Raw genomic sequence first — 21,858 nt, forward strand, 5'->3', positions numbered from 1 at the left:
CGCTGATTCGCGCTGGGCTACGATTCTCAGTGATGAGTTATCTTCGCTCCCTCCGACTTCGCCGCCTGGCTCCGATCCTCGCCCCACTCCTCCTGTTCGCGACGCTGACGGCATGGTCGCTGAGTTCTGCGGTGGCATCCAGCCCGGATGACGACTTCCACGTCGCCTCGATCTGGTGCGGGCTCGGCGACCGCGCCGATCTCTGCGAGGACCCGGAGGACGGCAGCACGGCCCGGCTCATCCCGACGCCCCTGACGACGGCGACCTGCTTCGCGCGCGACTACGAGCTGAGCGCCGCATGCTGGGATCCGACCGTCACCGGGTTGTCGCGCGCAGAGCGCGCGAACGTCGACGGCCTGTACCCCCGCCTCTTCTATGCCGCGATGGCGACGATGGCAACGACCGACATCCCGACCTCTGTTCTGACGATGCGCATCGTGAACTCCGCGTTCGCGACCGCGTTGCTGACCCTCGTGTTCTTCGCGCTTCCTCGGCGGCTGCGCACCCCCTACGTGATCGGCGCCGGCGTCGCCGTTGTGCCGCTCGGACTGTTCGTGCTGGCATCCACGAATCCCTCATCGTGGGCGTACCTGTCGGCCGCGACCGTGTGGATCACCCTGTACGGCGCGATCCAGACCACTGGCAAGCAGCGCCTCCTCCTCGCCTCTCTCGCCGTCTTCGGCGCGGTGATCGGCGCCGGCGCCCGCGCCGATTCGGCCGCCTACGCCGTGTTCGGCGCCGGCATCGCGATCGTGCTCTCCTTGCGCAGGTCCTGGCGCGAACTGATCTTCCCGGCCATCGTCGCCGCGGTGATCACCGCTGTCGCTGCGGCCTTCTATCTCGGTGCGAAGCAGGGTGATGCGGTCGTGACCGGATTGTCGAGAGAGAGAGCAGCGCTCTCCCCCGCGAAGCACGTCTCGAACCTGCTCAACATCCCGGAGCTGTGGCGCGGCGCCTTCGGCGGATGGCCGCTGGGCTGGATCGACACGCCGATGCCCGGCATCGTCCCGTTCCTCGCCTTCGGAGTCTTCTGCGGAACCCTGTTCCTCGGACTGCGCAAGACCGACTGGCGGAAGGGATTCGCCCTTGCGCTCGCATTCCTCGCGCTCGTGATGGTGCCCTTCATCCTGCTCGCCCAGTCGCACACCGTCGTCGGCGATCTCGTCCAGCCGCGCTACATCCTTCCGCTGCTCGTGATAGCGACCGGGATCGGGGCGCTGGGAACGACACTGCGCACCGAGTGGAACCCTCTCATCACGACGATCGTCGTGGCCTCGCTCTCCGTCGCCGGCGGATTCGCCCTGTACTTCAACATGCGCCGCTACACCACCGGACTCGATGAGCTCGGACTGGTGCAGGTCGAGTGGTGGTGGGATGCCGCTCCCACTCCTGCGATCGTCCTCGCCATCGGGGTCGTCGCCTTCACCGGGCTGATCGCGACGCTCGCCGTCGTCGGCACCGATCGTCCGGTCAGCGACGCCGGTGAATCGTCACGTTGTACACCTTCACCTCGAGCATCCGCAGGGTGAACAGAAGCCGGCACGTCACCCGCTGATTCCAGGTGAGTCGGCGCAACCGATCTCTGAAGGCCTGCCGGTCGGACTCGTAGAGAGCACGATCCTGCGGTGTGCGGATGCTCCTGCGCTCGACATCGACGGTGCGCAGGCCGGTGTACGCCCTGGCAGGCAGGATGCCGAGCTCGATGCTCGTATCGAAGGACGCCGCATGAGCGGTCACGATGTCGTGATAGTACGAGGTCGAGCGCATGCCGTGCGAGACGGAGTCACCGCGTTGCAGCCAGTAGTACAGCGCATCGCCGCAGGATGCCACGCGGGTCATCCGACGGTACAGCTGCATTGCGACCGCCACATCCTGGGCGTAGCGCCCCGAAGGGAAACGGATGCCGTCGAACAGCTCCCGACGATAGAGCTTGCCCCAGTTGGCCTCGCTGAAGTACCGCAGCTCGTTCCCCCCGAGCCGTCGCAGCGTCAGGCTGAAGATCAGCTGGTAGGCGCGCGCGGCCCCGGTGAACACGATGCTCTCGCCGAGCGGATCATGCTCGTGCGCGCGGAGCTCATCCTGCGCACGGCTGGCTCCGACGTTGCGCCAGCGGCAGCAGCTCATATCCGCATCGCCGTCCTCGAGGATCTGCACGAGCCGCGCGATCATCCGCGGATCCATCAGGTCGTCGTTGTCGCAGAACGTGATCAACGCCCCGCGAGCGCGGTCGAGCCCGGTGTTCTGTGCGACCGCGATGCCGCCGTTCGGCTGATGGACGACCTCGACCCGGTCATCCTCCGATGCGAGCTCATCGCAGATGCGCCCTGATGCATCGGTCGATCCATCGTCGACGAGGATGATCTGGAGCTCCTCGTGCGTCTGCGCGAGGATGGATCCCACGCAGGCCGCCAGGTAGGCCTGCGCGTTGTACACCGGGATGATCACCGAGACCAGGGGGCCCGGTCGCCCCCTGCCGCTCAAGGGGTCCATCGGCGTTCCCGGTTCAGACGATGCGGGCATGGTCAGGCGATGCGGATGTCCGCCGCAACGGGGCCCACCGTCGGCGCCGCCCCCGCGATCGTGAAAGAGGCCGCTCCGGTGAGCGAGTGCGAGGTGGAGTCGCTGAGGCCGGCCACGTTCGCGTTCACCACGTACTCCCCCGGGCTGAAGGCATCCGTCGAAACCACGACGTCGACCGTCTGCTCGTCGACCAACTCGGGAAGCTCCACCGCGAGCAGATCCGTGTTCGAGGCGACGGCCATCTGCCCGCCCGCCGTGTCGATGCTGAACCCGAGCGCCCATTTCTCCAGCGGTCTGACCGCACAGACGCGGATGCGCAGTCTGATCTCGGTGCCCGCCTCGATCTCCGACACCGGGACACCAGAGGCATCGTGGACATCGACGGATTCGATCGCGACGCCGCGTGACGACTCCTCGGTGTGCGCCTGGCCGACGCCGTTCTCGACGAGAAGCTCCCGGAACCGTTCGATGGCGGTCGCCGGCAGCCCGTCGTAGACCATGCTTCCGTGATTCATGACCACGACCCGATCGCACAGCGATGCGATCTGATCGAGAGCGTGACTCACGATGATGATGGTCCGGCCCTCGCTCTGGAACTCCTTGATGCGGTCGAGGCACTTCTGCTGGAACTGCTCGTCGCCGACGGCGAGCACCTCGTCCACCAGCAGGATGTCGGGGTCGGTGTGGACAGCGATGGCGAACGCCAGGCGAACGTACATGCCAGAGGAGTAGAACTTCACCTGGGTGTCGATGAAGTCCCCGATGCCTGCGAACTCCTGGATGGCGTCGAACTGGGCCGCGATCTCGTCGTGGCTGAGTCCGAGCACCGACCCGTTGAGGAACACATTCTCCCGACCGGACAGATCGGGATGGAATCCCGCGCCGAGCTCCAGCAGCGCGGCGATCCGACCACGCTGCTCCACCGTGCCGGAGGTGGGCTGCACGATGCCGCCGAGCACCTTCAGGAGCGTGCTCTTGCCGGAGCCGTTGTGTCCGATCAGACCGATCGTTGTGCCCGCGCGGATGTCGAAGCTGACATCGTTGAGGGCCCAGAAATCCTGCCGATGCTGCCGGCCGGCGCGACCGAGCGTGACCATCCGCTCCTTCAAGGAGGTGTCCTTGCGCACGGTGAACCGCTTGGACACGCTGTTGACCGTGATGACCTGAGGCGGACGGACCGCTTCAGCCCGATTGATGACCGTCGACACGTGACTTCCTCACAATTCCTGGGCGAAGTTCCCCTGCAGACGCAGGAAGAGCCGGTGGCTCGCGATCAGCAGGACGGCCCCAATCACCAGCGCGACGAGCATACGCAGGAGCAGGTCGCCCGGCCACGCGCTCTCATCGCCCGCAACCCAGAAGGCCCGCTGGAATCCCAGCACCGCCAGAGTCAGCGGATTGTCGGTGTACACCTCGACGAGCCACTTCGTCTGCACCATCTGCGACACGGTCTGCCAGGAGTAGACCACCGGCGACGCCCAGAACAGGAGCATCGTCGCGACCTCCACGAGGTACTGCATGTCACGCAGATAGACATTGACAGCGCTGAAGAACAGTGCGAACGCCAGCCCGTACACCAGCACCAGTGCAAGAGCGGGGATCGCGTAGAGCAACCCGACGTGCAGGGGCGGCTTGCCGACGAGAATCGTCGCGATGATGAGGATCACCAGCTGCACCAGGAAGTTGAACAGCGCGGCACCCGTACTCGCGAGCGGGAACACCTCACGAGGCACATAGACCTTCTTGACGAGCCCCGAGTTCGCGATGATCGAGCCCGTGCCCCCGACCGCGATCTCCTGGAACAGGCCCATCATCGTGAGGCCCGTGAAGATGAAGATCGCGAAGTCGGGGATTCCCCGCGCCGCGCCGAGGAAGTTGCCGAGCACGATGAAGTAGATCGCGAGCTGCATCAGCGGACGCGCGAGCACCCACAGGAAGCCGAGCACGGAGTCCTTGTAGCGCGCCTTCAGATCGCGCTTGGTCAGCAGCCCCAGCATCTCGCGGTGCGCGATGAGGTCGCGCACGGGCTTGACGATGGACCGGATGCCGCCACCGCTGACCGCGCCGACACTGTCCATCGGCATCCCGGCGAGGCGCGCATAGCGCACCTCGGCCACGGACGAACCGGCGTCAGACACGCCAACCTCCTCTTCGCTCGCCGCAGCGAGCATCATCCATGTCGAAGCCAGCTCTTCGGGTGGCGCAGCTTCCAAAACGCGGCACGCCATCGTGTCGACCTGTCGAAGAAGCTCCGCAACCGCGGCTCCCACTGCGGGCGATTGAGCCTCGCGTACATGTACGCGAAGTCCTCGAGCGTTCCTCGACCGAAATCACCGGCCTGCCGGAGCAACTGTATCTGCTGCATGGTCGAATCGAGCATACGGCTGCTCATCTGATCCAGGTTGTACTCCAGAGCGGTGTAGCTGCTCGCGAAGTACTCCGTGCACGCGATCGTGCGGGTCGTGTACCCGGCTTCGCCGGCGACATACGACGGCAGCCGCTCCAGCACATGCGCGAGACCGCCATCGCTGTACGCTTCGCCGTCGAAGTCCTCGGCGGTCCACTGCGCGAGAGCGAGTATCCGAAGGGCTTGCGGCCGGGCGAAGTACATCGATCCGAACGGGGCGAGCGGCGAGACCTCATCCACAGGGACGCGCACATCGAGGTTCGCGGCGACCTCGATGAACCGCTCGCGGTTCGACCACCAGGCGTGGCCCATCGTGCCATAGCCGATATGCACCATCGGCGGATACGCGATGCCCAGCGTGGGGTCCTGCTGGAACAGCGCCAGCACGTTCGAGGCGTATTCGGCATCGGCCAGCAGGTTGTCGAACTGCTGCGCGACGAATCCGCGCCCGGCGTTGAAGCCGTCCTGCGGTGTGCGCTTGGAATGCACTTTGAGGATCAGGTCGTACTCGTCGGAGAGGATGACGTCCCTCGTGTCGATGAGGAAGGCGCTCTGATCGCGCCCTTCGTTCGTGGTCGCCACTCTCACCTCGACCCTGCCGCGCAGCTCCCCCCTGGCCGCGAGCAGCCCTCGGATCGACGCCGCGCGTTCCTCGTCGGCTGTGGTCACGATCAGGTCGTACCCGCAGGGCAGCAGATCAACGCGATCGATGATCTCGGTGGTCATCTCCGGGTAGTAGATGTGCGCAACCACAACGACCCGCAGGGGCTGCTCCTCCGCGTAGGCGCCGGCCCCTCCCGGAAGCACCTCGAGCATCGCGGCATCGGCGTTCAGGGTGCGCGGCGCGACGTTCCTGGCGAGATCCTGCATCAGGAGGCTGCGGGGATACCCGTACCTCACCGCGGCGTCGAGGGTCCATCTGCCGATCGTGGCGAGCCGGTCCATGTACGGCGGCCACTGGAAGAACGGTCGTCGCTTGAGCGTCGGGCATCCGGCATCCAGCAACTGCTCCGGGTACAGAACCGCGTGGTTCTCGATCTTGTCCGTGATCGTGGGGAACGCGACCTCGCCGACGAAACCGTGCGAGATGAAGATCTCCGTGAACACCGCCTCGTGCTTGACGACAGCGTCCTCATACGTGTTCAGCTCTGGAAGAGCCCGCCAGTAGTCCGTCCACTCGCGTGACAGGAACATGTCCCGTCGCACCACCAGCCAGTACGACTGCAGGTGGTAGGCGAGATACCCGGTTCCCGTGAACGGGTTGGGCTCAACGCGCGGGTGGTCGGTCATCCCCCAGAAGTGCAGCTCCTGACGGTCCATCCGCTCGAACACCGGCGCGAAGGACCGCACCGGCCCGTACCAGGTGTCGTTGGCGAGAATGATCTCGTCGTACTCGGCGACGCGGTCGCCGAGATGGTCGAGGCCATGCTTGTACCCCGCGATGTCGAATCCGCGGTTCTCGCGCTGGAGCACCTCGTCGGAGACCTTCTCCAGGCGCTGCCTGCCGTCCGGCGTCAATTTGCCGTTGACGACCGCGATGATCGTGTCGCAGTGCCGACGAAGCTGTTCCAGCGCATAGAGGATGTAATCCTCGACATCGCCGCGCCGATCGTACACGACATAGATCAGCGCTCTGCGGCCGCCATCGGGAAACGGCACCGCATCCCGAGCAGGATACGTGGTGAGCTCGGCGGTCTTCATCCGACCCCCTTCGATTCGCGCCGCGCACGTCGCAATGCCCGCCGTGCGGCCACCCGAAGGCCCGCGAACGTGTGGTGCCCCGACAGGGCGATTCGATACACCGGCACCAATGCCCGGGCGACTCGCGGGTGGTTGATGTTGATGTACATCCTGAGCAGCCCGAGCGGCCCACCGCCGCTGATGCGTCCTGCCCGCTGGATGAGCGTGATCTGCTCGACCGGATAGCCCGTCGTCGTGGAGAACAGCTGGTCGACCTTGAAGTCGAGCGCCGTGTGGCTGATCGCCGCATGCTCCGTCGTCAGCACGGTTCTGGTGTGATAGCCGGCTTCTCCTGCCGCGTACGAGATGAGTCTCTCCTGCACCCTGCCGAGATCGCGCTCCCGGCTGATCACGCCACCGGAATAGTGCTTGTAGCGCCAGTGCTCTGCCGTCATCGGCGCGAGCGCGGCCGGACGGAAGACCCACATGCCGCCGTACGGCGCCAGCGGCGATACCGGATCCACCGCCACGTCGATCCCCAGTCGTTTGAGCAGGCGGCACGCCGCAGCATGGTACACAGCCCAGCCGCTGCCCATCGTCGCGTAGCCGATGTGCATCATCGGAGGGTAGACCACGCCCAGTCCCGGCTCAGCCCGGAACAGCGAGATGAGGTTGCGGACGTACCCGGCACTCTCCAGCAGGTTTCCCAGCTGGTAGCTGCGGAAGTAGCGCGCGATGCTCAGCGTCTTCTTGCCGAGCCCACGACCGTGAACCTTGAAGACGAGTTCGTACCGATCGTCATGGAGCACATCGACACAGCCGACGAAGAGCGCGCTCATGTCGCGCCCCGCGCCTGCGGGCGTCACACGGATCTCGACGCGACCGGCACCGAGATCGGCGTCCTCGAAGAAGCGCTCCAGCGTGGCCGCTTTCCGCCCGTCCGTGGTGGTGATGTAGAGGTGGAATCCCTCGGGCAGATTCGCCAGATGATCGCGGAGGATGCCTGCGGCGCCGAGATCGGTGACATGGACGACCGCCGCGATCGTCGAGCCGTCGATGTCGTCCTCAGCGGTCGCGTACTTCGGCAGCACGTCGAGGAGCCCGGCGTTCGCGTTGAGAGTGCGTGGCGGAACCGTCCGTGCAAGCGCCCGGTACACGAGCTCCACCGGATAGTCGAAGTCCCGGAGCCCCGCGATGATCCGTCTGCCGACGATGGCATGGCGATCGAGCTCAGGAGGATAGATGCCGAACAGCACCCGGCTCAGGAACGGGTAGCCCTCTTTCAGCAGCACATCGGGAATGTGGAGCGCCGGATCGTCGACCGGGTAGCCGTCCACCGGCCAGGCATAGGAGGCGACCAGACCGCGGCTCCTCATCTCTTCGACGAAGGTGCGCTCCTGCACGAGGTGCTCGTGCCGAGATCGCCGTACCCCCCAGTACTCACGCCATGCCGCGGACTCGAACAGCTCCCGGCGAATCGTCGTCCATGTCCACGGCACGACCGGTGCCGGGTGGGACTGCATCGGGAAGTCATGCAGATCCGTCGAACGATTCTCCACGATCTGCCAGAGCGCGCCTGGCACCGCATCCATCCGTTCGAGCACCGGAGCGAGCTCGTTGATCGGCCCGAACCAGGCGTCACCGGTGAGGACGATCTCATCGACGTCATCGACCACGGCCCCGAGACTCTCGAATGCGTCGAAGTAGGCCGCCGGATCGAACTGCGCCCCCGACGTGAAGTAGACCTGGTCGGCGTGATCCTCGAGCTCTGCCGTCGCCCCCTCGAAACCTCGGCCGACGATCACGACGAGGTGCGTGGCATGCGCTCTCACGGCATCGAGCGCGTGGGTGACGAAATCCTCGACTCTGCGGGAATCCCCGGACAGCGCGTACAGGACTGCTCGACGAGGGCGCGCGATCGACGTAGGACTCGAGGTCAATTCAACCCCTGTTGCAGCGCCTTGAGCAGATAGGTCCCGTACCCGCTCTTGATGAGAGGCTCAGCCCGCTCGCGCAACTCGTCGTCCGTGAGGAACCCCATCCGCCAGGCCACCTCTTCAGGGCACCCGATCGACAGCCCCTGTCGCTTCTCGACGGTGCGGATGAAGTCGGTGGCCTCGGCGAGAGAATCGAAGGTTCCCGTGTCGAGCCACGCGGTTCCCCGGGTGAGCAGCTGGACCTTGAGCTTGCCCCTGGCGAGATACTCGCGGTTGACATCCGTGATCTCCAGCTCGCCGCGAGGGGACGGCTTCAGGTTCTTGGCGATCTCGATGACGTCGTTGTCGTAGAAGTAGAGCCCGGGCACCGCGTAGTTGCTCTTCGGCTTCTCCGGCTTCTCCTCGAGAGAGACGACTTTTCCGTCCCTGTCGAACTCGACGACGCCGTATGCCTTCGCATCATCGACCCAGTATCCGAAGACGACTCCCCCGTCGAGCTGGGCGTACTGGCGCAGCTGCGTTCCCATCCCCTGACCGTAGAAGATGTTGTCGCCGAGGATGAGGGCAGCGGAGTCCGAGCCGATGTGCTCTTCGCCGAGGATGAAGGCCTGGGCGAGACCGTCGGGAGAAGGCTGGGTCCGGTACGTGATGGACACCCCGAACTTCGACCCGTCGCCGAGGAGGCGCTGGAACGCCTCGGCATCATGCGGCGTCGTGATCATGAGGATGTCGCGGATGCCCGCGAGGATGAGCGTCGAAAGCGGGTAATAGATCATCGGCTTGTCGTAGACCGGGACCAGTTGCTTGGAGACGCCGAGAGTGATCGGGTGCAGCCGGGAGCCTGTGCCGCCGGCGAGGATGATGCCACGCATACGCACTAGTCTCGCTGATCGACGCCACCTGAACAAACGCCCGGAGTCTGCGGACGCGCTCCCGCTACGCTGGACAGCATGCAAAAACTGCTCGTCACCGGCGGTGCCGGATTCATCGGTTCGAACTTCGTGCACCACGTCATCGAGAACACCGATGCACACGTCACCGTGCTCGACAAGCTCACCTACGCGGGCAATCGCGCCTCACTCGACGGCCTTCCCGAGAACCGCCTGCGCTTCGTCCAGGGCGACATCGCGGATGCCGAACTGGTCGACGGCCTGTTCGCCGACGTCGACGCGGTGGTCCACTACGCCGCCGAGTCGCACAACGACAACTCGCTGCACGACCCGCGCCCCTTCCTCGACACGAACATCATCGGCACGTACACGCTTCTCGAGGCCGCGCGCCGGCATGACCGCCGCTTCCACCACATCTCCACCGACGAGGTCTACGGCGATCTCGAGCTCGACGATCCGGCGCGCTTCACCGAGTCGACGCCCTACAACCCGTCCTCGCCGTACTCGTCGACGAAGGCGGGCAGCGATCTGCTCGTGCGCGCCTGGGTGCGCTCCTTCGGCGTGCGGGCGACGATCTCGAACTGCTCGAACAACTACGGCCCGTACCAGCACGTCGAGAAGTTCATCCCTCGCCAGATCACGAACGTGATCCGCGGCATCCGTCCCAAGCTCTACGGGGCTGGGCAGAACGTTCGCGACTGGATCCACGCCGACGACCACTCCTCCGCCGTGCTCACGATCCTGGAGAAGGGCGAGATCGGGGAGACCTATCTCATCGGCGCGGACGGCGAGAAGGACAACAAGTCCGTCGTCGAGCTGATCCTCACCGAGATGGGTCAACCAGCCGACGCCTACGACCACGTCACCGATCGCGCAGGCCACGACCTCCGCTACGCGATCGACTCAACCAAGCTGCGCACCGACCTGGGGTGGGCCCCGAAGTTCGGCGACTTCGAGTCGGGTCTCGCCTCGACGATCGCCTGGTACCGCGACAACGAGGCCTGGTGGGCGCCGTCGAAGGACGCAACGGAGTCGTTCTACGCCTCGAAGGGGCAGTGATGACCGCGTTCGGCAAGAGCCTCTCGTTCACCGAGACGGCCATCCCGGGGCTGCTCCTGGCGGAGCTGCCCGTTCATGGCGACTCACGCGGCTGGTTCAAGGAGAACTGGCAGCGCGAGAAGATGGTCGCTGCGGGCCTGCCCGACTTCGCGCCGGTGCAGAACAACATCTCCTTCAACGACGCCGTCGGCACCACCCGAGGCATCCACGCTGAACCCTGGGACAAGTGGGTCTCGGTCGCGACCGGCCGCATCTTCGGCGCCTGGGTGGATCTTCGCGAGGGCGAGACCTTCGGCGCCGTCTTCACCGCGGAGATCGATCCGTCCAGGGCCGTGTTCGTGCCCCGAGGTGTCGGCAACGCCTATCAGACCCTCGAGGCCGACACCGCCTACGCCTACCTCGTCAACGACCACTGGTCGCCGGATGCCGAGTACTCCTTCCTCAACCTCGCCGACGAGACCGCGGCGATCGCCTGGCCGATCCCGCTGACCGATGTCGAGATCTCCGCGAAGGACCTCGCCCACCCGCGCCTGGCCGAGGTGACGCCGATCCCGCCGAAGAAGACGCTGGTGCTCGGTGCGAACGGCCAGCTCGGCCGGGCGCTGCGCGAGGCGTTCGGCGACGGGCAGCGCTTCGAGTACGCCGGCCGGGAGGAGCTCGATCTCGCCGATCCCGACCTCCCCTCGGCGCGCCGCTGGCGCGACTACGACACGATCGTCAACGCCGCCGCCTACACGGCCGTCGACCTCGCCGAGACCGCGGAGGGAAGGGCGGATGCCTGGGCCGGCAACGTCGCCGGCGTCGCAGCCCTCGCCAGGGTCGCCGCCGAGAACGGCATCACGCTCGTGCACGTCTCCAGCGACTACGTCTTCGACGGCACCAAGGACGGTGCCTACAGCGAAGCGGACGCCGTGCGTCCGCTCGGGGTCTACGGACAGACGAAGGCCGCCGGCGACGCGATCGTCGGCACGGTGCCGCGCCACTACATCATCCGCACTTCCTGGGTGATCGGCGAAGGCAAGAACTTCGTGCGTACGATGGCTTCTCTCGCTGAGCGCGGCATCGATCCGAGCGTCGTCGACGACCAGTTCGGGCGTCTGACCTTCACGGCAGACATCGCGAGCGCGATCGACCATCTCCTCGCGACCCGCCCGCCCTATGGCATCTACAACGTGACCAACGACGGACCAGCGCAATCCTGGGCGGAGATCGCGAAGAAGGTGTTCGAGGGCGTGGGAAGCGATGCCGATCGAGTGAGCGGCGTCAGCACCGAGTCGTATTTCGCCTCGGCGACAGGGCCCGTCGCGCCCCGCCCGAAGAACAGCATCCTCGACCTCTCCAAACTGCGCTCGACGGGCTTCTCGCCCCGCCAGGTCGACGAGGCGCTCGCGGAGTATCTCGCCGAGTAGTGGCGGCTATTTCACCGTCACATCGCGGCACGCGAGCAGAGGGTTCGTCCCGGAACCGTCGTTGATCGCGTAGACGCACACGCGGTGAGCGCCTGCGGATGCCGACACGCTCGCCGTGAAGCCGCGATAGGCTCCCGCACCGGCAATCGCAGCCGCCACATCGGGCCGCCCCTGATCGGCCGTGACCGCGGCGGCTGCTTTGCCGTCGACATAGACATGCACGGAGATCGATGCTGCGGAATCGCGGTCGTACGCCCATCCGGCGACGGAGATCCCGCCCTTCTTGGCCGTCACCGAATCGAGGACGCCGATCGGATCATTGCCGCCGACGGTCACGACTTTGCAGCCGAGAAGAGGATTGCCCCCCTTGCCGTCGTTGATCGCATAGACGCACACGTTGTTCCGTCCCTCAGGGAGGGCGACCTTTTCGGCGAAACCGTGCTTGTCCCCGTAGACGGGGTACACCTTCTTGACATCCGTACGGACCTCATCCGCCGCATAGGCCGCGCCCTGTGATCCGACGTAGATGTGCACGGGGATCGAACTCGCGATATCCGGGTCGATCGCCCACCCGCTGATGAGTGCCGTCCTCCCGGACACGACCACGGAGTCCAGGTAGCCGATCGGCGTCTTTCCGCCGTCGCCATTGGCCGGTATCAGCAGCCGCTTGCAGGCGAGCCCGGTTGACGTCCCAGGCCCGGTATTGACCGCGTAGATGCATATGGTGTGATCTCCCGCAGGAACCTTGACCGTTGCGTTGTAGCCGTGCGCGGCGCCGTAACCGGGATAGTGCGCGACGAGATCCGTCCGAGCCGCATCGGACGACAACTGCACCGAGAACGTCGAATCCACATAGACGCGGAGGGGAATCGACGACGTCGTGTCCGGATCGATGGCCCACCCGGTGATCGCGACGCTCTCGGCCTTGGCCGTGATCGTGTCCAGACGCCCGACGGGCGATCCGCTGAGCGCCGTGAGCGACTTGCACGCGATGAGGGCATTCTCCCCCGCTCCGACGTTGATCGCGTAGATGCACACCTTCACGGTGCCACCGCCGGTGGCCGGGATGACCGCGTCGAAGCCGCGTGTGGTTCCGACGCCGGGATATGCGGCCTCGACGTCTGGACGCGAGACGGTGGTCTTTATCGCTGTACCGACCGAACCGACGTAGACGTGCACAGCGAGGGATCCCGTCGTGTCGCGATCGGCGACCCACCCCGACACGCGGAATCCACCCGGCTGCGCTTCGACGATCTCCACGTTCCCGAAAGGATTGCTGGTGGTTCCCCTGGTGGGTCCGAACCAGTCTGTGAAGTAGTTGTAGAAGTTGCGGTTGCCGTAGGCGGAGCAGGCGTCGCCACCGCCGTATCCGGCCTTCAATGCCGCCGCATTGGGCTGATACGGCGTGTAGTAATAAAGAGCGGAGGTCGCCGCATTCGCCACGAAGACGGGTGCGCTCCCGCAACTGCTGTTGGGATTGTAGCGAATACTCCACGTCTTCCCCGGCGCATAGTACGTGAAGTAGCGACCCTCCAAGTAGATCTTCATCTGCCGAGCGGCGCCGTAGATCTGCTGGAAGAATCCGACGTAGTCCGGGTTGCATGACGCGTCGTCCGGGCACCCCTGCCCCAGAGCGATGTCATAGCGCCAGGCACTCGGCCAGGTGTGAGTGACCAAGCCCTGCTCCTTCTGGAGCATGACGATCAACACCTGCGGATTGATACCGCAGGACTGAGCGACTCGGTAGATGATCCGGGCGGCTGACTCGTTGGCCGCTCCGCTGTATCCATCGCAGTAGGTGTCGGCGGGACGGCTGGCGGACGTGATCGTGAAGTCCTTGAGACACACGATCGCACGGCCGTCCTCATCCGTGCCGCCGAGGCACCGTGACACCTTGCTGTTGAAGAACGTCTGGATCTGCGCCTCGGTCATCGAATCCCGGTTGGTGAAGACCTCGTCGCTGATGAGGTTTCCCGCATCGAATCCTGCGAGAGAGGTCTTCACAACGCGAGATTGCGCCAGACTCCCGTTCACGCCCACCGAGGTCGTCACCGCAGCAGGAGCCGCCTGTGCGGGGAGCAGAACACCCGTGACGATGATGGCGACGAGGAGAAGAGCGCGGAGGATTCGGGAGTCGCTCACGGTGCTTCGATAGCGTGGGGCGCGTCGCGACATGTGACCAGTGTGACGTATGTTGCGCAAGGATGCCACTGTTGCGAAATCAGATGACCGATCCGCCGGCATTCCGGCGCACACGCAGCAAGCCCGTGCGTCAGAGATCGGCGTGCAGGCTCCACACCCGCTCGGCCGAGCTCAGCCACGAGAACGCCCTGGCGCGGTCGCTGCCGAGCACGCTGAGCCGGCGCGAGGCCGGACCGACCGCGGCGAGCAGGGCGTCGACGATGTCGGCCTCGTCCGCGATGGCGCCGCCGTCGGCGATGACGTCGCGGTGCACGCCGCTGTCGACGGCGACCACCGGCACGCCCAGCGTCATCGCCTCGATCGCCCGCCAGGGCCACGCCGTACCGGGGTCGGTGGCCACCAGGGCGGACGCCGCGGCGAGCACCGCCGCACGGTCCGGCGCCGAGAGTGCGCCGCGCACGTGGGCACGGGACTCGGCGAGTCCCGCAGCGGCTGCGACCTCGGCGATCCTCGGCTCCGCGCCCTCCGCAGCGTCGAGCACGACGGTGTCGACGCCGGCCGCGGCCGCCGCCCGGAACCCGGCGGCGAGCGTCGCCTCCGTGCCGGTGAGCACGACGAAGCCGCGCGGCACCGACAGTGCGGAGCGCCGCTGGTCGGCATCGAGGGGAACGGTGAAACCGCTCGGGGCGGCGCCGGGGATCACCCGGATGCGCTCGCCCAGCTTCGCGATCTCCCCGAGGCGCTCGGCGAAGGCGTGGGAGGGCACGACGACGGCGTCGGCGTGCTTCGTCGCACGGCGGAGCATGCCCTTGTGCCAGGCGACGACGCTCTTGGTCAGCGTGTCCGGCGCCTCCCAGGCCCGCAGGTCCCAGAGGGTCGCCGTGGTCTGATCGTTGTCGTGCACACGATCGTGCCGCACGAGCGGCGCCATGATCGTGGGGGCGTGGATGAGACCGCCGCCGACGCCGGGCACGACGCCCAGCTGCCACGCCGCCGCGAGTTCTCGGCGCGGCAGAGACAGCGTGCGGACGCCGGCGAGACCCTCGTGGGCGGGAACGGCGCGCGCGGGCACGATCGCCTCCACCTCGCAGCCGGAGGGCGCCGTGGCGATGAGACCGGCGACGAGGTCGTCGGACGCCGTCGCCTGATCGGCGTCGACGATATCGGCGACCTGATCGAGAACCACACGCAGCCGCACACCCATGAGATCAAGGGTAGGCGCTGGCGCGCCGAGTGCGACGACGACAGGCGCAACGACGCCGGACCGCGGCTTCGTGCTTGAATGCTCCAGTGAGCGATGGTCGTCTTCCTGCGCGTCGCCGATGGGTCGGATGGACCATCGGCCTCCTCGCCGTACTCCTCTTGCTGGCCGTCGGCTGGGTCGCTGTGCGCGGCCTCGGGGCGGTGAACGACCTGCAGCAGGTCGCCCGGATCTCCTCGCAGCTGAAGGCGGCCGTCGGCGCCGGCGACCTCGATCGCGCCGAAGTGCACGCCGACAGCATCGCCCATCATGCCCGCTCCGCGCACGAGCTCACGAGCGACCCGGTCTGGCAGGCGTTCGGCGTCGTCCCGTGGATCGGTCCGAACTTCACGGCGATGAGCGAGGTCGCCGCCCTCGCCGACGACATCGCCCAGGAGGCGGTGACCCCGGTGCTGGACGCAGCTGGTGGCATCGACCTCAGCAGCCTCGGCTTCGCCGGCGGCGCGATCGACCTGGCCCCGTTCGCGGAGATCGAGCCGCCGCTCGCCTCGGCGGCGGCGGCGCTCCAGAAGGCCGACCGCAGCGCCAGGCAGATCGACGCCGACGCGGTCCTCCCGCCGCTCGCCGACGCCGTGCGCGAGCTGCGCTCGACGCTGACGCAGGCCACCACCGTGGTGGGGACGCTGCACGGAGCCTCGGTGCTGCTGCCGACGATGCTCGGCGGAACGGAGCCGCGCAGCATCCTCCTCGCGATGCAGAACAACGCCGAGGTCCGCAGCTCCGGCGGCATCTCCGGCGCGACCGCACTGCTGCGCGCCGAGAACGGACGTGTCACCCTCGTGCAGCAGGGCTCATCGGCCGACTTCCCCCGCCTCGACGTCCCGCTCCCCCTGAGCGCATCGACCACCGCGCTCTTCGGCGAGAATCCGGGCTACTACCTGCAGAACATCACGAGCATCCCCGACTTCACCGAGGCCGCCCCGCTCATCGCCACGCGCTGGCAGGACCGGTTCGGCACGCCGGTCGACGCGGTGATCGCGGTGGACGCGGTGATGACGAAGCACATCCTCGCCGCAACCGGGCCGATCTCCTTTGGGCCGTTCGTCGCCGATGAGGACAACGTGGTGCCGCTGCTGCTGTCCGACGTCTACGCCACCGTCGACCCCGCGCAGCAGGACGGCGTCTTCGCCGCAGCCGCCGGCGCCATGTTCGCCGCGGCCATGTCCGCAGCCGACCCCAAGGCTCTCGTGTCCGCGCTGGCCGCATCGTCCGACGAGGGCCGCATCCGCATCTGGAGCGCCCACGAGGAGGAGCAGAAGGTCCTCTCCGCCTCCACCCTCGGCGGCGCGCTGCCGACGGACAGCGACGCGGCGACCTACGTCGGAGCGCTGTTCAACGATGCGACCGGCGGCAAGATGGACTACTACGCGCGAGCCTCGGTGGTCACCGCGGTCGGCGTCTGCGAGGGCGAGCCGACCACGCAGGTGAAGGTCACCTGGACGAACGACGCACCCGCGGATGCCGCGACGGCCCTGCCCGAGTACGTCACCGCGGCCGGCTGGTACGGCGTGCCCCCCGGCTCCACGCGGACGCTGATCGCGGTGTACGGACCCGAGGGCGCCACCGCCACCCGCATCGACCGCGACGGTGAGAGCGAACCGGTGCAGACGACGACGCTCGGCTCTCGCTACGCCGTGCAGCACGATGTGACCCTGGCCCCGGGCGAGTCGACGACGATCACCGTCGAGTTCCAGGGCACAGGGGCCGGCGCCCGGCTCACCGAGGTCGCGCACACCCCGCTCGTGGACGAAGTGGAGATCCGACACGCTGAACTTCGCTGCGGGTCGTGACATTGCGCCGACCATGATGTACGGTTGGTAGTACTGGGGAATATCTGGGTTCTGAATCCTGTCGTGGGGACAGGAGAACCCACGCAGTCGAATGCAGGGGTGCATTCGTTGCGATTCCGCGTGTATTTCTGGGGAGAATCATGCTGAAGAAGCTTGCTGCAATCGGCCTTACGGTCGGTGCGCTGGTCATCGCTGCACCCGTCGCCGCCAACGCGGCCGACGACTACACCACGCCTCCCGGCGTGAATGTCGACGACCCGATCGTCGACATCTGCGAGGTATCCACCATCGTCTTCGGGCCCGGTTGGTTCGCCCCGTCCGAGACCGTGAGCGTATCCGTATCCGGGTACAACGCCGGCGCCGCCTCGGTGTCCGGCAACACGGCATCCGCCGATGGCAGCCTCGTGCTCTCCTTCCGCCCGCCGTCCGACGCGCAGGGCAACTACGCCGTCACCTTCACGCGCACACAGACCGAGGGCGGCAACGGACCGCAGTCGTACACGGCGCAGGTCACGGTGTCCACGAGCTCCTCGAGCGGATGCCACCACGACCCGGTGATCGCCGCGGCCAGTGGCACGGAGCTGCCGCTGACCGGCGCTACGGAGCTTGCCCTCACCGGCGGCGACGTCTCGCCGTGGGTTCTCGGCGGCGGCGCAGCCGCGCTGGTCGCCGGAAGCGCGCTCGTTGCTGTGGGGGCGGCTCGCCGCAAGCGCGCCTGAGAGGCAGGCAACTCCAGATCTGATCCCGCTTCTGCGCGGATCGACCGGACGACGGTGATCCCTCCCCCTCCGATCACCGTCGTCTGGCGAATCCGGTGACCTCACCGGAGGCCCACGGTCCTCACTTCTCAGGTGATGGCCGTGGGTTTTTCGCGCGCCGGGCGCGCTCACCGCCCACCTCGGGTACGGGTCCTCGTGGCGCGGACCCCGAGACCGGCTACGGGGCGGGCGTGGAGGTCGGCGTCGGCGGATGCAGCGCCGCCTGAATCACCGCGTGCACGTATCCGAAGTCGATGTCGGTCTCCGGGATGCCGTTGTCCGGTGTGAGCTCGATCGTCGTGACCTGCTGGTCCTTGGCCTTCGTGACGAGGCCGAAGAACTCGGGCAGCTTGTCCTGCGGAAGGTCGGTCTGCACGATCGCCGTCCCTGCCGCGGCGACCTCGTTGAACCGGGTGAGCACGGTCTGCGGGGTGAACTGGGCGAGGATGGCCTCCTGCAGCTGACGCTGGCGCAGCATGCGGTCCCAGTCGCTCGTCGTGTACCGCGAGCGCGCGTACCACTGCGCTGTGTCGCCGTCCATGATCTGCTCGCCCGGTTCGATCCAGCCGATTGCCCACGAGTCGACATCGTGCGCGCCCGAACCCGGCGGCGGTCCGCCCTTCGGCAGCCGCTCGGAGACCGTGATCTTCACCCCGCCGAGGGCGTCGACGAGGTCGGCGAAGCCCTTCATGTCGAGGAAGACGTAGTACGGGATATCGATGCCGAGAATCCCCTCGGCGGCGTCCTTCGTCGCCTCGATCTCGGGGCTCGAGCCCTGTGCTGCGGCGTCAGGGTACAAGCCCACGCCGTCGTCCTCCCGGCACACCTGCACGGCGTTGGTGAGCTGGTTGATGCCGGAGCCCCAGCCGCAATCGGGGTCGCTGTGGCCCTCGAAGTAGTTGCGGTAGTCGTAGCCGACGAGATCGGGGTCGCGCATCGGGCTGTCCTCGGCGAACGGGAACTCCGGCATGTCGCGCGGGATGCCGGTGATGGTCACCGCGCCCGTCTCGGCGTTCACGGACACGACCGAGATGCTGTCGAACCGCATCGAGTCCCGGCCCTCGCCGCTGTCCGCCCCGAGGAGCAGGATGTTGTAATAGCCGTCGCTCGCCGGCAGGCTCGGGCCGCTGCTGCCGAAGATGCTCGTGATCGTGTCGCGCGCTGTCCCCACGTACGACGCCGCCGTCGCGGCGGCCCCCCCGACGAGGCCGAGCAGGACGAGCGCGACCACCGGAATGGCGAGCCTCGATGCCGGCTGCACCTTCACCAGTCGCACGAGCCGGAGCGTGTCCATCGTGAGGACGATCCACAGGATCACGGAGCCGACGAGCAGCACCTGGACGGCGGTGAGCACGGCTGCCGAGAGCCACCCGGCCCCCACGGTGAGCCAGAGCAGCCACGGCTGCGCGAAGAGCGCGAGAGCTGCGGCCGCGATGACGAGAGTCCACGCCAGTAGCGTGGCGCCGAGGCCGAAGCGGCCGAGTCGGCGATTGCCTGCGAGCACCTGCGCGGAGCCGGGCAGCAGCACGTTGAGCACCACCAGCCACCAGCCGCGCCGGGTCATCATGCCGGCATCCGCGCTGTCGGGATGACGCAGCGGACGGGTCTGGATGAGAGAACCCCCTGCCGCACGCGGCGGGGCGAGGGTCACAGCGACTCCTTCAACCGATCGTTCTTCGCCCCGACCTGGGCTTCGAGGTCGCGGGCATAGGCTTCGACGCGATCGGCGAGGGCCGCGTCCGACGTGCCCAGGATCCGCGCGGCGAGGAGACCGGCGTTCTTCGCCCCGCCGATCGACACCGTGGCCACCGGGATGCCGGCCGGCATCTGCACGATCGAGAGCAGCGAGTCCATGCCGTCGAGGTACGCCAGCGGCACCGGAACGCCGACGACGGGCAGCGGCGTCATCGACGCCAGCATCCCCGGCAGGTGCGCCGCTCCCCCGGCCCCGGCGATGATCACGCGGATGCCGCGGCCGCGCGCCTCCCGGGCGTACGACATGAGCTTGTCGGGCGTGCGGTGCGCCGAGACGACCTCGACCTCGTGCGGGATGCCGAAGTCGGTGAGGGCCTGCGAGGCGTCGCTCATGACGCGCCAATCGGAGTCGGATCCCATCACGACCCCCACGAGAGGGTTTGCCGAAGAGTGCAGAGGCTCAGTCACCACAACAGGCTACGGTCTCGACCTGCGAGATCTCCTGAGCGGCTCGCCCAGTCGGGCGAGGAAGTGGCTGTCAGTCCAGGAAGTGCGCGGCCGCGGCGCGGGCGACGTAGACGGCATCGTCGAGGTCGTCCCCTGACACGTTGATGTGACCCACCTTGCGGCCGGGGCGGGGCGCCTTGCCGTAGGTGTGGATCTTCGCCCGCGGATGCTCTGCCATCGCCGTTGCGAACCGGTCTCCCAGTGCGTCCTCCGCGGGGCCGCCGAGGATGTTCACCATGACCGACCACGACGCCACCGGCGACGGATCGCCCAGGGGCAGATCGGCGACGGCGCGCAGGTGCTGCTCGAACTGGCCGGTCACGGCGCCGTCCTGGCTCCAGTGCCCGCTGTTGTGCGGGCGCATCGCGAGCTCGTTGACGAGGATGCGCTCGTCGTCGGTCTCGAACAGCTCCACCGCGAGCATGCCGGTCACCCCGAGCCCCTCGGCGATCGAGCGCCCGATCCCCTCGGCGACCTCCAAGAGGCGCGCGCCGGCCGAGGGGGCAGGGGCGATCACCTCGGCGCAGACGCCGTCGCGCTGCACGGTCTCGACCACCGGGTAGGCGACGATCTCGCCGCTGGGGCGACGGGCGACCTGCTGCGCGAGCTCGCGCACGAAGCCGACGAGCTCCTCGACGAGCAGCGCCTCGCCCTCGGCGAGCGCCGAGAGCCAGTCCTCGGCCTCGGCGGCGTCGCGCACCACGCGCACGCCCTTGCCGTCGTACCCGCCGCGCGGAGTCTTCACCACGCCACGGCCGTCGTGCTCGTCGAGGAACGCCTGGAGCTCGGACGCATCGTGCACGGCGGCCCAGTCGGGCTGGGGCGCACCGAGCTCGGCGAGGCGCGTGCGCATGACGAGCTTGTCCTGGGCGAACTGCAACGCGTCGGGTCCGGGGTGCACCCGCACGCCCTCGGCGACGAGGGCCCGCAGCACCGCCTGCGGCACATGCTCGTGGTCGAAGGTGACGACGTCGACCCCGGCCGCGAAGGCGCGCACCGCGTCGAGGTCGCGGTAGTCGCCGACCGCCGTGGCCGCCAGCTGCGCCGACATGCCCTCGTCCTCCGCGAGAACCCGCAGGTCGAGACCGAGCTCGACCGCCGGGGCGATCATCATCCTGGCCAGCTGTCCTCCGCCGATCACGCCCACACGCAGCGCCATGCCGCCTCCATTCGTCAAGGCCATTCTCTCAACAACCGGAGGACGCTCAGTACGCGTCGGCGCCGGAGAGAGCGTCGCGGTGCGCGAGGATCTGGTTGACCTCGATCTGATCGGCGAGCGTCTCGTGCACGAGGGTGACGTTCGGCACGTTGCTCAGACGCAGCGGCGCGTCGACGCCGTTCGTGAGAGTGATGGTCCCCACGCCCCACAGGCGCTGGATGAGCCCGCGGTGCACGCCGATCGCGTATCCGCGCACGTGCGACATCTCGCGCCGACGCCGCGCGCCGACCCCGTGCGCGACGATCACGCGCCGGGTCGTGACGGTGGTGGAGCGCGAGTACCAGACGACGAAGGGGACGACGACGAGCACCACGACCACCACGGCGGCGGCGGTGAGCAGCATCCAGTTCTCGAAGGGCTCCGGCAGATTGTCGTAGAAGAACGCGGTGGCACCGAAGACGGCGATGAGCACGAGCGCCGACCAGAACAGCCGTCGCGCGTGCCCGCGGAAGCGGGCGATGAGCAGCTCTTCGACCGGCGCGCCATGCGGCGGCATCGACGGCCGACCTCCGAGCGTCACGGGCTGAGTCACCCCTCCATTGTGCAGTCCGCCTCCGACATCGCCCGCCAGCGCACCTGGGCGT

General features: G+C 67.4%; 17 protein-coding genes. 5 read left to right on the top strand and 12 right to left on the bottom strand.

Going from position 1 to position 21,858, the window contains the following annotated elements; all coding sequences use genetic code 11:
• The first annotated feature begins 32 nt into the window (after positions 1-32).
• The gene (locus QM568_RS13735; RefSeq protein ID WP_415139737.1) at positions 33-1,529 is read left to right on the top strand and encodes a DUF2142 domain-containing protein; all 1,497 of its coding nucleotides are present in this window, start codon (positions 33-35) and stop codon (positions 1,527-1,529) included.
• On the opposite strand, the gene QM568_RS13740 is transcribed toward QM568_RS13735, so the two are convergent.
• The 6 genes from QM568_RS13740 to rfbA form a co-directional block, all read right to left on the bottom strand.
• The gene (locus tag QM568_RS13740) at positions 1,471-2,520 is read right to left on the bottom strand and encodes a glycosyltransferase family 2 protein (protein ID WP_415139738.1); all 1,050 of its coding nucleotides are present in this window, start codon (positions 2,518-2,520) and stop codon (positions 1,471-1,473) included. The two genes, QM568_RS13735 and QM568_RS13740, sit on opposite strands and share 59 nt — an antisense overlap.
• A gap of 2 nt (positions 2,521-2,522) precedes the next feature.
• Positions 2,523-3,728 (bottom strand): ABC transporter ATP-binding protein, encoded by a 1,206-nt coding sequence (locus QM568_RS13745; protein ID WP_415139739.1) that lies wholly within the window; start codon positions 3,726-3,728, stop codon positions 2,523-2,525.
• 9 nt (positions 3,729-3,737) lie between these two features.
• Positions 3,738-4,604 (bottom strand): ABC transporter permease, encoded by an 867-nt coding sequence (locus tag QM568_RS13750; RefSeq protein WP_415139769.1) that lies wholly within the window; start codon positions 4,602-4,604, stop codon positions 3,738-3,740.
• An 86-nt stretch (positions 4,605-4,690) separates the two neighbouring features.
• Entirely contained in the window at positions 4,691-6,628 is a 1,938-nt protein-coding gene (locus QM568_RS13755) for a rhamnan synthesis F family protein (RefSeq protein WP_415139740.1), read from the bottom strand.
• Positions 6,625-8,547, bottom strand: a complete 1,923-nt coding sequence (locus tag QM568_RS13760) for a rhamnan synthesis F family protein (protein WP_415139741.1) — start codon at positions 8,545-8,547, stop codon at positions 6,625-6,627. The genes QM568_RS13755 and QM568_RS13760 overlap by 4 nt, the downstream gene beginning before the upstream one ends.
• On the bottom strand, positions 8,544-9,416 hold the full coding sequence (gene rfbA / locus QM568_RS13765) for a glucose-1-phosphate thymidylyltransferase RfbA (RefSeq protein WP_415139742.1): 873 nt from the start codon (positions 9,414-9,416) through the stop codon (positions 8,544-8,546). The genes QM568_RS13760 and rfbA overlap by 4 nt, the downstream gene beginning before the upstream one ends.
• Positions 9,417-9,494: 78 nt before the next feature.
• On the opposite strand from rfbA, the gene rfbB reads away from it, so the two are divergent.
• Entirely contained in the window at positions 9,495-10,493 is a 999-nt protein-coding gene (rfbB, locus tag QM568_RS13770; protein ID WP_415139743.1) for a dTDP-glucose 4,6-dehydratase, read from the top strand.
• Complete coding sequence (locus QM568_RS13775; protein ID WP_415139744.1) at positions 10,493-11,902, top strand: sugar nucleotide-binding protein; 1,410 nt, start codon at positions 10,493-10,495, stop codon at positions 11,900-11,902. The genes rfbB and QM568_RS13775 overlap by 1 nt, the downstream gene beginning before the upstream one ends.
• Before the next feature lie 6 nt (positions 11,903-11,908).
• Here the strand turns inward: QM568_RS13775 and QM568_RS13780 are convergent, their stop codons facing one another.
• Both QM568_RS13780 and QM568_RS13785 read right to left on the bottom strand, forming a co-directional pair.
• Complete coding sequence (locus tag QM568_RS13780; protein ID WP_415139745.1) at positions 11,909-14,044, bottom strand: hypothetical protein; 2,136 nt, start codon at positions 14,042-14,044, stop codon at positions 11,909-11,911.
• 130 nt (positions 14,045-14,174) lie between these two features.
• The gene (locus QM568_RS13785; RefSeq protein WP_415139746.1) at positions 14,175-15,248 is read right to left on the bottom strand and encodes a glycosyltransferase; all 1,074 of its coding nucleotides are present in this window, start codon (positions 15,246-15,248) and stop codon (positions 14,175-14,177) included.
• 86 nt (positions 15,249-15,334) lie between these two features.
• Here QM568_RS13785 and QM568_RS13790 point away from each other — a divergent pair, with 86 nt between their 5' ends.
• Complete coding sequence (locus QM568_RS13790; RefSeq protein ID WP_415139747.1) at positions 15,335-17,095, top strand: DUF4012 domain-containing protein; 1,761 nt, start codon at positions 15,335-15,337, stop codon at positions 17,093-17,095.
• Positions 17,096-17,235: 140 nt separating this feature from the next.
• Positions 17,236-17,814 carry a hypothetical protein gene (locus tag QM568_RS13795; protein ID WP_415139748.1) on the top strand — a complete coding sequence of 193 codons (579 nt, stop codon included), beginning with the start codon at positions 17,236-17,238 and terminating at the stop codon, positions 17,812-17,814.
• Between the two features lie 217 nt (positions 17,815-18,031).
• Here the strand turns inward: QM568_RS13795 and QM568_RS13800 are convergent, their stop codons facing one another.
• The 4 genes from QM568_RS13800 to QM568_RS13815 form a co-directional block, all read right to left on the bottom strand.
• A complete protein-coding gene (locus QM568_RS13800; RefSeq protein ID WP_415139749.1) occupies positions 18,032-19,504 on the bottom strand; it encodes an LCP family protein in 1,473 nt (490 codons plus the stop codon).
• Positions 19,501-19,968, bottom strand: a complete 468-nt coding sequence (gene purE, locus QM568_RS13805; protein WP_415139770.1) for a 5-(carboxyamino)imidazole ribonucleotide mutase — start codon at positions 19,966-19,968, stop codon at positions 19,501-19,503. The genes QM568_RS13800 and purE overlap by 4 nt, the downstream gene beginning before the upstream one ends.
• A 118-nt stretch (positions 19,969-20,086) precedes the next feature.
• A complete protein-coding gene (locus QM568_RS13810) occupies positions 20,087-21,214 on the bottom strand; it encodes a 5-(carboxyamino)imidazole ribonucleotide synthase (protein WP_415139750.1) in 1,128 nt (375 codons plus the stop codon).
• A 46-nt stretch (positions 21,215-21,260) separates the two neighbouring features.
• Positions 21,261-21,806 carry a PH domain-containing protein gene (locus tag QM568_RS13815; RefSeq protein ID WP_415139751.1) on the bottom strand — a complete coding sequence of 182 codons (546 nt, stop codon included), beginning with the start codon at positions 21,804-21,806 and terminating at the stop codon, positions 21,261-21,263.
• Positions 21,807-21,858: the final 52 nt, after the last annotated feature.

It is taken from the genome of Microbacterium sp., assembly GCF_047607465.1.
Lineage (GTDB): Bacteria > Actinomycetota > Actinomycetes > Actinomycetales > Microbacteriaceae > Microbacterium.